Annotated in this window: 16 protein-coding genes; 3 read left to right on the forward strand and 13 right to left on the reverse strand. The window is 36.8% G+C overall.

Translation table 11 applies throughout. The features are described 5' to 3' along the window. Positions 1 to 192: 192 nt before the first annotated feature. The 3 genes from EO766_RS10290 (at position 193) to EO766_RS10300 (ending at position 2378) form a co-directional block, all read left to right on the forward strand. A complete protein-coding gene (locus EO766_RS10290; RefSeq protein WP_176712996.1) occupies positions 193 to 642 on the forward strand; it encodes a DUF1573 domain-containing protein in 450 nt (149 codons plus the stop codon). A gap of 82 nt (positions 643 to 724) precedes the next feature. Continuing rightward, positions 725 to 1102 (forward strand): DUF1573 domain-containing protein, encoded by a 378-nt coding sequence (locus tag EO766_RS10295; protein ID WP_074418038.1) that lies wholly within the window; start codon positions 725 to 727, stop codon positions 1100 to 1102. A gap of 79 nt (positions 1103 to 1181) precedes the next feature. Next, positions 1182 to 2378 carry a pyridoxal phosphate-dependent aminotransferase gene (locus tag EO766_RS10300; RefSeq protein WP_074418039.1) on the forward strand — a complete coding sequence of 399 codons (1197 nt, stop codon included), beginning with the start codon at positions 1182 to 1184 and terminating at the stop codon, positions 2376 to 2378. 15 nt (positions 2379 to 2393) lie between these two features. Here EO766_RS10300 and EO766_RS10305 read toward each other — a convergent pair whose 3' ends face one another. The 13 genes from EO766_RS10305 to EO766_RS10365 all read right to left on the reverse strand — a co-directional run bounded on the left by EO766_RS10305 (position 2394) and on the right by EO766_RS10365 (position 13016). Next, positions 2394 to 3230, reverse strand: a complete 837-nt coding sequence (locus EO766_RS10305; protein ID WP_074418040.1) for a ParA family protein — start codon at positions 3228 to 3230, stop codon at positions 2394 to 2396. Between the two features lie 262 nt (positions 3231 to 3492). Beyond that, on the reverse strand, positions 3493 to 3936 hold the full coding sequence (locus EO766_RS10310) for a hypothetical protein (protein ID WP_074418041.1): 444 nt from the start codon (positions 3934 to 3936) through the stop codon (positions 3493 to 3495). Between the two features lie 44 nt (positions 3937 to 3980). Then, on the reverse strand, positions 3981 to 5354 hold the full coding sequence (locus tag EO766_RS10315; protein ID WP_074418042.1) for a murein hydrolase activator EnvC family protein: 1374 nt from the start codon (positions 5352 to 5354) through the stop codon (positions 3981 to 3983). Positions 5355 to 5423: 69 nt separating this feature from the next. Then, entirely contained in the window at positions 5424 to 6248 is an 825-nt protein-coding gene (gene lolB1 / locus EO766_RS10320; RefSeq protein ID WP_075051724.1) for a lipoprotein insertase outer membrane protein LolB1, read from the reverse strand. A gap of 6 nt (positions 6249 to 6254) precedes the next feature. Then, the gene (gene dut, locus EO766_RS10325; protein ID WP_218330894.1) at positions 6255 to 6698 is read right to left on the reverse strand and encodes a dUTP diphosphatase; all 444 of its coding nucleotides are present in this window, start codon (positions 6696 to 6698) and stop codon (positions 6255 to 6257) included. Between the two features lie 206 nt (positions 6699 to 6904). After that, a complete protein-coding gene (locus EO766_RS10330; RefSeq protein ID WP_228733152.1) occupies positions 6905 to 8245 on the reverse strand; it encodes a vanadium-dependent haloperoxidase in 1341 nt (446 codons plus the stop codon). 316 nt (positions 8246 to 8561) lie between these two features. Next, entirely contained in the window at positions 8562 to 9032 is a 471-nt protein-coding gene (locus EO766_RS10335) for an HvfX family Cu-binding RiPP maturation protein (RefSeq protein WP_218330895.1), read from the reverse strand. 132 nt (positions 9033 to 9164) lie between these two features. Continuing rightward, positions 9165 to 9917 (reverse strand): HvfC family RiPP maturation protein, encoded by a 753-nt coding sequence (locus EO766_RS10340; protein WP_074421118.1) that lies wholly within the window; start codon positions 9915 to 9917, stop codon positions 9165 to 9167. Next, positions 9904 to 10734, reverse strand: a complete 831-nt coding sequence (locus EO766_RS10345; RefSeq protein ID WP_074421117.1) for an HvfB family MNIO-type RiPP peptide maturase — start codon at positions 10732 to 10734, stop codon at positions 9904 to 9906. Before EO766_RS10345 ends, EO766_RS10340 begins: the two co-directional genes overlap by 14 nt. Positions 10735 to 10810: 76 nt before the next feature. After that, positions 10811 to 11092 (reverse strand): hypothetical protein, encoded by a 282-nt coding sequence (locus tag EO766_RS10350; RefSeq protein ID WP_143439274.1) that lies wholly within the window; start codon positions 11090 to 11092, stop codon positions 10811 to 10813. Positions 11093 to 11293: 201 nt separating this feature from the next. Then, a complete protein-coding gene (locus EO766_RS10355; protein ID WP_074421115.1) occupies positions 11294 to 11563 on the reverse strand; it encodes a hypothetical protein in 270 nt (89 codons plus the stop codon). Between the two features lie 67 nt (positions 11564 to 11630). After that, positions 11631 to 12230, reverse strand: a complete 600-nt coding sequence (locus tag EO766_RS10360) for a sigma-70 family RNA polymerase sigma factor (RefSeq protein WP_218330896.1) — start codon at positions 12228 to 12230, stop codon at positions 11631 to 11633. Positions 12231 to 12302: 72 nt separating this feature from the next. Beyond that, a complete protein-coding gene (locus EO766_RS10365; protein WP_287100995.1) occupies positions 12303 to 13016 on the reverse strand; it encodes an MIP/aquaporin family protein in 714 nt (237 codons plus the stop codon). Positions 13017 to 13082 lie beyond the last annotated feature (66 nt).

Consider the following 13082-nt stretch of genomic DNA (forward strand, 5'->3'; position numbering starts at 1 on the left):
TAATTTTTTTAATTGTTATTATCAATAATTTTATGTCACCATTATACAAGCATATTAAAAGTTGCATGAAAATTGCAAACAATAAGGCTACAATAACCGACATTCATTGATATGCAGAATAAAAATGTTTTTCCTGTATTTGTTCAACTTCCAAAAATTATCAACTGTATTTTCAACACTAAACACATATTCATGAAAAAATTCATCTTACTCATTTTTTTAATTGCTGGTGTTACTTTCACGGCACATACACAAATTACAAATGCCGACATCAGCAAGCAGTTTTCATTTACCAATGATAATTTTGATTTTGGAAAAATACCTTATGGTAAGCCTGCGGAATATACCTTAACCATTACCAATATTGGTAAGGATACTGCAACACTTGATGATGTTCGCCCGTCTTGCGGCTGCACCACGCCACAATTTGAAAGAGGCAGGAAATTTGCACCCGGTCAGTCTGTTGCTATTGTATTGGGCTTTAATGGTAATACTTTAGGTGCTTTTTACAAAACAGCAGGCATTTTTTTAAACAATTATAAACTGAGCAAACAAGTGAGTTTTAAAGGAGAAACTTTTCAGGAAAACAAACTTGCTGATAGTACCAAAAACAAACAAACAGGCACCGTTCTTCACCAATAAACTGCATCAGGCAAATAATTCATTTCATCTGAAATTACAATAACACTAAACACTTTATATTTACAATAAAATTTATTCCATTATGAAACAATTATTAGTAGCTTTTTTTTTACTTGCAGGAACCATGTGTTTTGCACAAAGTCCGATACAATTTAATACCGTAAAACACGATTTTGGTAAAATAAAAAAAGGGATACCTGCCACTTATGTTTTTCATTTTAAAAACATAGGCAATAAACCCGTTGTAATTGAAGTAGCTACTGCAGAATGTGGCTGTACCACTCCTGAATATCCAAAAGCACCCATTGGAAAAGGCAAATCAGGAGAAATTAAAGTAACCTACAATGCTGCTTTATCCGGCGCATTTACCAAAAAGGTGAATGTTAAATTAGCCGGTGTAAACGAACCGATTGTGTTAACCATTGAAGGTATTGTGGAAGATAGCGGACATTCTAAATAAAGAAATTTTTAAAAAAATATACAGGGCCATTTCGCAAGAAGTGGCTTTTTTGTTTACTAACACACGTTATCTTTGCGCCATGTTAACCATCAGTAAACGTGGCATGGCAATGCCAGCCAGCCCCATCAGAAAATTAGTACCCTTTGCGGAAATTGCAAAGCAAAAAGGAGTGAAGGTATATCATTTAAATATTGGGCAACCCGATATTGAAACACCGAAAACCGTTTTAGATGCGGTACGACATACTGATTTTACTGTATTGGCTTACAGCCATAGTGCCGGAAATGAAAGTTACAGAAAAAAGTTAACAGAATACTATCAGCGAAAAGCCATTACCGTTACCAAAGATGAAATTATTGTAACCACCGGTGGCAGTGAAGCGATTTTATTTGCATTCATGGCTTGTTTAGATGCAGAAGATGAAGTCATTATACCTGAACCCTTTTATGCCAATTACAATGGATTTGCCGTGGCTGCCGGCGTAAATGTAATTCCGGTTAGTTCGTCCATACAAAATGGTTTTGCATTACCGCCCATTGCTGCATTTGAAGCAAAAATTACACCAAAAACTAAAGCCATTTTAATTTGTAATCCTAACAATCCTACCGGTTATTTATATACCAAGGAAGAAATGGAAGCCTTACAGGCATTGGTTTTAAAACACGGGTTGTACTTATTTTCAGACGAAGCCTATCGCGAATTTTGTTATGAAGGTACCCATATCAGTGCCATGCATTTAAAAGGTATTGAAGAACATGTGGTGTTGATGGATACTATCAGTAAAAGATATAGTGCCTGCGGAGGAAGAATTGGAGCATTGGTTACAAAAAACCAAACAGTATTAGATGCAGTGATGAAATTTGCACAAGCACGTTTAAGCCCGCCCTCTTTTGCCCAAATAGCAGGTGAAGCTGCAGTGGACTTACCTGAAAATTATTTTGAAACAACCAAAACTGAATATCAGTCGCGCCGCGATTTGATTGTGCAACGTTTACAGGCAATGCCCGGTGTTATCTGCCCTAATCCCGGCGGTGCATTTTATGCAATTGCTGCATTACCAGTTGATGATGCCGAAAAATTTTGTCAGTGGCTATTAGAATCTTTTGAATACAAAGGGCATACCGTTATGCTGGCACCTGCAGGAGGTTTTTATCAAACACCGGGACTGGGGAAAAAAGAAGTTCGATTGGCATACGTGCTGAACAAAACAGATATTAATGCTGCTATGGACTGCCTGGCAGTTGCATTAACACAATATCCCGGAAAAGAAGTATAACACTAACAAAACAGATTAGTCGGCTATAGCCAACCCGGCAATAGAATGGATGTCAGGGAAATCAATTACCCTGCCCTTATTGGTTTTAAATGCCGACCAGTTGCATATATCGCACACTTCATCCCACAAAGCCTCATAAAATTGAATGGATTTGGCCTCTTTTAACTGATGAAAAATAGATTTTTTACTAAAACTAATATTTTCAATATCAGAATAAAAAGGAATGTATTGATGCAAAGTCGGTATCCTTCCTGCACCTTGTTCTAAATAAAGGCGATGCAGATTTTTTCGAATTTGCACCATGTTATAGAAACTCAATACTTTCTTATCTGCCCTTATAAACTTTTTTAAATCTTCTTGTAACACTTCAAAACAATGCAATGAAAGGGGTGCAGGTATATTAGGTATTAATAACAAATCAGCGGCAGTAAATACATTGTTGTGTAATAAAAATTTACCCGGTGGGCAATCAATAATACACACATCATAGTCGTCATTTACTTTATCTAATAAAGATTGAATTACTGCATTGTTTACGAAATTAAGCCGCGACAATAGTGAACCTTTACTCAAAGCGTCATCACCAAACGAACTGTCATTGCTAATGATATCAATATGATTGGTATCGCAGGTTTGGATCACTTCATAAATTAAAATATCGTTTTCGAACAGGCGTTTGTACCGATTATTATTAGCTCCTTCACTTTTAAAAAAATAGCTGGTGCCGCCCTGAGGATCTAAATCCCAAATAAGTACACTAAAACCCATTTTGGCCATTAAGCAGGCCATGTTAATAGAGGTGGTGGTTTTACCAACCCCTCCTTTAATATTGTACACAGCAATTGTTCTCACCTTCCGAATTTTAAAGGGTGTTAAGGAATGAATAGAGCGTACAATTTAAAAATAGTTTTCCACATAAATGTGGATAATTATATTTTTTTAAAAAAAAATAATACACAAATCAAGGATTTAGAAGTTATTGTTGAATGAAATAGTGGATAACACCCATTAAACCTAAACTGAAAATAATTTATTGCATGACAAAAGATAAGATGGCGAGATGAAAAAAAATATTGAAGGTTGCAAATCAAAATATCTGATATCTAATCACCTCTTATTTCAATAATTTTTCCCATTGTTTTAATTGCACCTTTTCTGCATTGGTAAGGGGTTGGTGCAAGCTGCACTTGGTTTGTAACAACAATGCGCCTTTATGTTGCGGATATTTTTGAAGTATTGCAGTAATTAAAGGTAAATAAACAGCATCGGGGTGTATATGCTGCATGGCAACTGCAATTGTATTTTCCTTCGCAATTTTATGTCGATCGGGCATTTTTAAAATAATGGCTTCTAAAGTACCCAGCCAGTTAGCCGGCATATTGGGTATATTACCTGCCTTTTGCAATAGCCCCTGCAATTGTTTTTTGCTTAAACTGCCCCTTTCCTCATACTGGTGCATTAAGCTTAAAATAAATAAAGCATCCGGATTGTATTGATAGCAGGCATCTAAAATTTTATCTATAACATCTACTAATTTTTTATTTGCTGCTTTTGCCATGGCGCCTTTATTTCATTTTCCGATAGAAGCGGATGCAAGTCAAATTATCTGGATTTTAACCAGGTTTCAGGATTTACAAATTTATTACTGCCATTCATTACCCTGAATTCAATTTTGCCCTCACCATCAAAATCGGCCGCAGCATGGCCAATTAACGTACCCGCCTTTACTGACTGGCCTCTGCTAACACTAACATCAGACAATTTGTTGTATACCGTAAAATACTTACCATGTTGTACCAATACGCCCTGAAAATCGCCTAAATCCATTACCGATATTACCTCGCCATCTGCAACACAACGAACCGGAGCACCAATTTTCGTTGAAATAAAAATTCCATCATTGGTTTCTTTTAATTTGGTGCCCGGCACAATATTGGTTCCAAATTGCCCAACAACAGCACCCCCGGAAACAGGCCAGGGTAAACGGCCTCTGTTGTTTTCGAAATTAATAGACATTTCCCTTCCTTCCGGTGTAGTTTCAAATACACTGTAAGTGCGGTTCTCATTTCTATCGGTAGATACCACCCCGGTAATGGGCTCATCATTCGCTTTTGGCGCATTGTTATTAGCAGGCGTATTATTTTTTAGTGAAGGGGTATTGGCCACAGCCCCACCACTCCTCTTTGCAGCATCTGCTTTTGCTTTTGCCAGTCGCTCTCTTTCTTTCCGCTCTGCTTCAGCAATCTCACGCCGTATAGCAGCTTTAATCGCTTCGTTTAATACCTTACGTTGCCTTTCGGTTTTACGCAATTGTGCCAAATAATCTTTTTCTTTATTTTTTAGTTGATTTACAACCTGGTCTTTTTCTTTTTTATCCTGTTCCAATACTTTTAACTGCGTACTTTGTTCCTCCAATACCTTGGTTTGTTGCAGTTTGGCATTGTTCATATCGGCAATAGCCTGCTGACGAAGTTCGCTGGTTTTTAAAATAGTTTGTGCTTCTGCTTCACGGTATTGACGGTAACTTTTTAAAAATGCCATTCGCTTGAGCGCATCATTAAAATCTCTGGCAGAAAACAAAAAGTTTAAGTATTCATAACTGCTTCTATTCTTATAAGCAAAAACAATGCTTTTGGCATAGTTTTGTTTCAGTGTATCCAATTGCCGCTTTAAACGGTTTATTTCTAATTGTTTATCATAAATATCATCATTCAATCGTTGAATTTCCTGATTAATTTTATGAATGAGCCGTTCCCGAACAGCTAATTTTCGCTGTAAAATTGCTACTTCGGTGATGGATTGTTTTTTGTTTTTACGAATAGAATTCAATGCGGCATTCAAATTATCAATTTCTTCCTGCAATTGTTTTTGCTGCTGCTGCAACGCTTCACGGGTAGGGGGCTGATATGTACCCTGTGTTTGGGCAGATAACTGCAAGAAGGGAAAAACAAAAAAACACAACAATAATAACCGCATTATACAATCCTCATTTTTAAATAGAAAATAGAATGAATATGGTTGAATAACGAACCTGCCACCTTAATATTATTTCACCCGATAATTTTTAGGCACCGAAAAGGTATACTTTAACGGCTCATTAAATGAAAACTCTTTAAAATCTAAAAATATATCCAGCTTCGATTTTTCAGCAACCGAGATTTGCCGAAAGGTAGCAAATAAAAAATTATTGACCGGCTGATAATTACTAAAAGTAATATCGCAGGTTCGGTTGCGTTGAATATCAACATCATCTAACTTACTGTGTAATACCCTGAAATCAGTGTTATCTAATGTTACCAGATGTTTAAACATATTACCAACCATTAATACCAGTAATTGATTATTACTCCATTTATATGAAACCACATTGCTATCTAAAAAAACCGGATTTCCAACAATTAAATCCTGCAGCGTTGAAAAATCAAATGGGATTTGTGTTACATCCTGTAAATAGGCAATGCTCCGATATTGAATAGATTTTCCTCCTTTTAATTTTATGAGAATAACACTATCGGGTGTAACCAATACATTGGCTACCACACCATAGGGAGGCAATGCTATTTTTACAAAAATAACACTGTCTTTAATCATGCTCAGGTAGGCATTTACATGCTGGCTTTCTTCAGGCCCCTCATAATCTACCTTTATTTTAGCATTAAAGGTGTTGAAGTTAATAGAGCTTTTCATTATTTTCTCCATTATCTCTTTCACTATAGCAGCAGAATCAACCTTTGGAGTTTCAGTAACAATCACTATCTGTGCCGTATCTTTTTTAGAGATAGCTTTTTCAATAGATTGTACTTTTTTTACAGGATGGCAAGCCCAAACTGTTAAAGCAAGCAGGTTAAAAACAATTATTCTTTGCATCATATTACATTACTGTTTACCGGTATGGCCAAAACCGCCTACACCTCTTTCCGTTTCTGATAAAACTTCTACCGGTAACCAGTTAATTTGTTCAACCTGCTGAATTACCATTTGTGCTATTCTGTCACCATCCTGAATCGTTACCGGTTGATTCGACAAGTTAATTAAAATTACTTTTATTTCTCCTCTGTAATCGGCATCAATGGTGCCGGGAGTATTCAAACAGGTGATACCCTGTTGAATGGCCAAGCCGCTTCTGGGCCTTATTTGTGCTTCTAACCCTTCCGGCAAGGCTATCTGTAAACCGGTAGGAATCAAAACTCTTTCCAATGGATGCAGGGTTATGGGTTGTGGTATAAATGCCCGTATATCCATTCCGGATGCACCTGCGGTAGCATAAGCCGGCAAGGGATGATGCGATGAATTGGTAATGGTTACCTGTATTTTTTGCATGCAGCGAAGGTAGGAGTTTGCTATAAAAAAGCAGAATAGATTGGCTTAAAAGAAAGACAGCGGATGAACAAAACCTTTCGTTCAACACGTGAAAAGCAGCCAACCTTTTTAAAGATGCTCCAATATTCCAATATATAAACTAATAAAAATGGCCATCTCTGCTAAACTAAAGCAGAAAATGGCCATTGTAAGGAAATTTTTAGCAACTATTCTTTGTAATTTTTTAACAATTTACTCATTACCATTAAGCCAATTTCCTTGCCTTGTGCATAAGCATCCCAAACGGAAGGCAGGTAGTGTATACCACCATAATAACGACTCATCGATACTTCACGTGCAGCAGAATCTAATGAAGGAAAACTTCTATCGGGCCAGCCCCAATTTCTTTCACTGGAATCTCTGAATGGCGTTTCATTGCCGTAAATGGTTTTTAACACAGCAGCAGATGCGCTGGAAATAGTAGAGTGCGCACTGTTATATTCAGGAAACGGAGGGGTTTGTAAATAGGGTTTCCAGTTGGGATCAATGTACTTATTAATAAAGGTTTCGGGTCTTACCAAATCGTAAGTATATTTTGCATACCAGGAAGCAATAAACGCATCGAATATACCCAAAGAAACACCGGTGTAGGTGTACACGGTTTTATAGAAATCGGCATTTTTATTTTTGGCAATGGTACCTGCAATTTCCATCCAATGTCCACAGGGTGTCATGGCTTTGGTTGCAAACATGAGGTGACCCTGTACATGCAATTTAAAGCTGTTACAATCCCAAAAATTGGCAATCCATTTTTGGTTAGTATCTAAATGATTGCCGGTTTCCTGCACTTGTTGTGCCATTTTGTAAAAGGGGCTGCCGGGTTGTTTGCTGAATGGAATGGGCCCGGGTGCTTTTATCTGGCCGGCTGAATCCATCACCAGGGTTCTGATAGTCATCCACTTGGGTTCTACTGCATCAAAATAGCCGGGTGGGGTGGGTTCCCAATGTCCTTCCAAATTGGTAACCGTAAATCTTGCGCCACGGGTTTGTGCATAATTATCTTTTTTACTCCAACGAATAATGGCATTGGCAACAGTTGTTGCATAAGCCACCGAGCTGGTGTACATTTTATCCGGCATGCCCGACTGGCGCACAACATCTAACAACGAATCGGTAATGTGTTGCATTTTATCTTGTGAAAAAGTTAACTCCTTCCCTACTTTTAAAAATGCAAGGGTTGCAGCAAAGGGATAATCTATAGCAGTTTTTTCTTCAGCAGTTGGCGCAGGAATACTATCTAAATCTTTAATTTTTCCTTCCAGCGTTTCAATATGTTTTCCTTCCTTCGCCAATACTTCATAAGCCGCCAAATTGGAGTAGGCAAATACACGAGAGGCTACCGGAGGAGTAAAAATATCATAGATAATTACATAATTTAACTCATGCTGCATTTGGGTGTACAACAAAGGGTTATGTGTAATTTTTTCATACGCATTTTTAGGTTTACAAGCTACCATTAATACAGTAGCCAGCAGAAAAAGCGAAACCGTTTTCATCATTTTTTTCATGTGTTTATATTTATTACAGTTCATTTCATCATTGCTTTTTTGAATATCATTTAAAAAAGAAAAACCATGAGCATTCATCGCATTTTATATGCGATAATCCTCATAGTTCATCTAACTTTCATTTTGCTGCATATCATCTTAAAAAAATAGAATGTTTTAATGAGTGTGCTGCAAAACGAGCAATAAATATAAGTACATTTCAGAAAATCATAAAAAAAGATATTAAAATGCACTTAAACAAACCTGTTGAAACCAATTTTAAATTTTAGAAACAATATTTATTGTTGATTGTACAAGCTATTTATCTAAAAAATTATCACGAAGTGATGGACATTTTTTTAGTAGCCATTTTTTTAGCAAGCAGGTAATCTATACTAAACTTACCCGCACCAAAACTAATTAAGGTAAGTAACATAATGATATAATACAATGGAATTTCAAAACCATTATTTCCTGCTTCAAAGCCATTGCCCCAATGGGCAGTGCGAATGGCCACCAGCATTACTATGATTAGCGGAATGGAAATAAAACGCGTACCCAAACCCAGCAGCAATAAAATTACACCAATACTCTCGGTAGTAGCGGCTAAATATGCGTTGAAATGCGGTGCAGGAATACCCAGAGTTCCAAACCAATCGCCTACTGCATGTATATCGTTCCACTTCATGGTGGCAGGGCCAAAAAATCCATAAGCCAACACCAACCGAATCAACAGCAAGGGAAATGAACCGGCTTTTGCGGCTCCATTCAAATATTTTGTGCACAGGGTATTGATTGAATTTTTCATGTTGTTTTGATTAAATGGTTGTTGATGAATGAGAATGAAAAGTTTAAACTGAGTTTTTGCTTTGTTGCAAAGCGGTTTTTCGTGGTATAGGGTTACTTTTTATTTTCACAGGTAAAAAATAAATGGCAATTATCAATTATCTGCAAATCCAATAATCAATTGCTGCATATACGCTGTTTCAAAAAACTGTATTACGGCCTGTTTATCTGTTTCAGTTAATATTAATTGAAATTCACTTTCTAATTGTTCTATCAACTGCTTTACAGAAAGAGGCGTTACTGACAGGTATTCTATCATACGCACCAATGCAGGCGAGAGATCGGTAAATAATACATCGCCATTGGTATTTCTATAACCGGCTATAAAATAATTGCCTTTGTCGGCTTCGGTTATGGCTGTTGCTTTTTTTTGATGTACCGGATAGTGCAATGCCATTAAAGTATGTTCAGGATTTAATACTAATTTACTAAATACCACATCACCCAATGTAGTATGAGGTACCTTTCTGTCTTCCATCATAAACAATTCAACCTCCATCCACTCATATTGCATGAGCGCTGCCAGACAGGGATATTGTTGAAGCAATGCGTGTTGACTATTCAAAACAAACTGATAAAATTCTTTGGGCATATACCAAACCTGGGGAGAATGACAAGAATGGCTACTGAAAAAAAACTGTACTACATCATCCCATTCTTGTTTAGTAACCAGTTCATTCATAACAGGAAAGGCGTTGCGTAACATATCATCTACAACATTATATACCAACCTTCTGTATTGTTGTACATGATTTGTATACACGCCGGGAATATCATTCCATTTACCCGTTCTGCAATACCCGGCTAATTGGCTTTGATAGCTTTGAGTAAGATTATAAGGTTGCATACATAGCGGGTTGTAAGGCTTTTTGTTTGATTTGATTGAGTTTATTTATTTCATATTGCAGTTCATGCAATTCAGGAATATTAAAATCACGTTCCAATAGTACCGGCACATCGCGTTGTAATTGCTGCATGGTAAAAGCAAACAAATCATATACAGGATCTATGATAGCTTCTCCATGCGTATCGATAATTAAATCATCGGCAACTTTTTCGTGCCCCGCCATGTGAATGTATTTTACCCGTTGCATAGGCAATTGTGCAATAAATGTTTTAGCATTGTACTGATGATTAAAGCTATTGACATACACATTATTCACATCGAGTAACAAATCGCAATCCGCTTCTTCCAAAATAGCATTAATAAAATCTATTTCAGTAAGTTCAGGCGCAACAGGTGTGTAATAGCTTACAATTTCAATGGCTATCTTTCTCTCCAGAAAATCCTGTACCTGTTTAATATTTTCGGCCACATGGTGCACTGCTGCTTCGGTAAAAGGTATGGGCAATAAATCGTATAAATGAGCATTATCGCATTTGGCATAACTGAGATGTTCTGAATACAGCACAGCATTAGTTTGTTGCAAAAACTGTTTTACCTGCTTTAAAAAAGCAAAATCTAATGGATCCGGGCTACCGATAGAAAGTGACAACCCATGCGTAAACAGAGGATATTTTTCCAATGCTTTTTGAAATTGTTTTTTCCAATAGCCACCCACTCCCATCCAGTTTTCAGGTGCTACTTCTATAAATGCAGGATGCAGGGTGTTGCTTTCAGCAAAATCGGCTGCAAAATCTTTTCTATAACCTATGCCTACCATAACATTTATTTGTGGTGTGAAACAATAAAGCAGGCAACCCTATTCATAGCGTTACCTGCTTTAGTAAAACATAATTTTAATTACCTGATTTTTTGGTACTGCCGCATTTGCCTTCGCCACATTTACCATCTTTTCCTTTTTTCTTGGTTTTAGTGGTGTCTGATTTTTTTGTTGCGCCACATTTTAATTCAAAATTGTTATTACTAACATTTTTTGTGTGCAGACCGGCAATTACTTCATCTGCAGAAGTTACATGATTGTAACGAATCAGGCTGGATGCATTGGCATTGATTCCGGCTACTGCTAATAATGCTCCGGCTAAAATTGAACCGGCAAGGATACTTTTTTTGTTTTCCATTTTGTGCTTTTTTAAAATGTTTAATGAATAATTATACCCAATAGTCGCACAACCATTCATATCCTGACAAAAGAGAAAAATATTTTTTTAACCATTGCATTCAATAGCAAAAAACTGCAGAAGGATAAAAGAAAATGTAAGACGGCTAACGTATTCGCTATGCAGGTAAAAAAAATGAAACTTACAACAGAAAATAATGGGTTATTCTTGAGATGGAAGTGATTTTAGTATACGTTGCTGCAAAGTATTCGTATCAGATACAGGGATGTTTATATCTGTTTTCTCCGTTTTCATCCAATCATCAATCACTTTGCTTTGGTGTTCGTAATGTACACAGAGGTCGCAAAGACTTAAATGTACTTTTAATTTTATTTTTTCTATCCATAACAGGGGCATCAAAGATTTTTTTTCAATCAATTCCGTTGCTTTTAAACAGGAAATCATCAATGACCGCATTACCTTCCGCTTCATAAATTTATTTTTACTGCATGTGATTCAAACAATTAAATTAATTACATTTTTTATAAGAAGGTACTGATTATTTAAACCAATGTACATCTAAACATTTTCGCAACTGTAATTTAGCCCTGTGTATTATTTGCCAAAAATTAGTAGTAGAAATCTGCAATTCCTGACAAATTTCCTCTCCACTTTTTGCCTCTAAATATTTTAAATGCAAAGCCGAAAACCAGTGTTTGGGCAATTTATCCATACAATTGTTCAGCACTGTTGCAAATTCTGGATTATCTAACAAATGCAAATCGGCATCCTGCCAATTATCTTTAGGTATTTTGTTCATGCGCCAATGGCCATTTTCATCAAAAAAACTTTCAATCAAATCATCGCCATGCTGCAACAATTCATCCTGCCACGATACTTCCGGCATTTTAAAACATTTACGGAAATGATTGGCAATTTTAAAGTTAAGAATACTAAACAACCAGGTTTTGGGTTGGCTTTTGCCCTGAAATGTATGGAATGATTCTACTGCCGATAAAAAAGTATCCTGCACCAAATCTTCGGCCAGTACTTTATCAGAGGTTTTGTGCCAGGCCCACTGAAAAAGTGTATCGGTATATTGTGCTACCCAACATTGTATGGTTGCGGCTTTATTTTGCAGGTCCATTACATTATCCATGTAATAAAAATATATTTATTTTTTGATAATACAGCATATTTTCCACTTAGTATATGGCGCTTTAAGTAAATTTTAAGTAGTCATCTGAAAAACAAATGCAGCCAACAATCCACCAATAATTGGCCCAACAATGGGCACCCAGCTATATTGCCAGTCGGTAGTACCTTTTCCGGGAATTGGCAATAACGAATGTATAATACGTGGGCCTAAATCGCGGGCCGGATTGATGGCATAGCCTGTAACACCCCCTAAACTTAAACCAATGGCCAGCACTACGAATGCCACCGGTAATGCATCTAACGTACCAAGGCTTTGTGCAGGAGAAGACATTTTGAATACACTGAACACCAACACAAAAGCACCAATCATTTCTGTAAGTATGTTCCATCCAAATTTTCTGATGGCAGGTTCGGTACAAAAAGTTGCTTTAATTGTACTTGCATCATTTTGCAAAGCATAGTGTTTGTAAAAAGTAAGCCATACCAGCAATGCACCCGTCATGGCACCTAAAATTTGCGCAGCAATATAACCCGGCACCAACCGCCAGCTAAATTTACCAATGGCAGCTAATGCAATAGTAAAAGCAGGATTTAAATGTCCGCCGCTTGCTTTGGATGACACAAAAACACCTACAAAAACCGCCATAGCCCAACCAAAGGTAATCACTATCCAACCACCACCATGGGCATAAGTATGTTTTAAATGAACATTGGCTACTACCCCATTGCCCAATAAAATTAATAAAACGGTACCCAAATATTCGCCCAGTAATTGATGCATGACCATGTGCCGGATTGTTTTGTTTGAATGTAATTTGTTTTGTTTACAAAAAAATAAAAAAGCAAGAACTCA

Origin of the sequence: Hydrotalea sp. AMD, assembly GCF_004100315.1 — a bacterium.
Classification (GTDB): Bacteria; Bacteroidota; Bacteroidia; order Chitinophagales; family Chitinophagaceae; genus Hydrotalea; species Hydrotalea flava.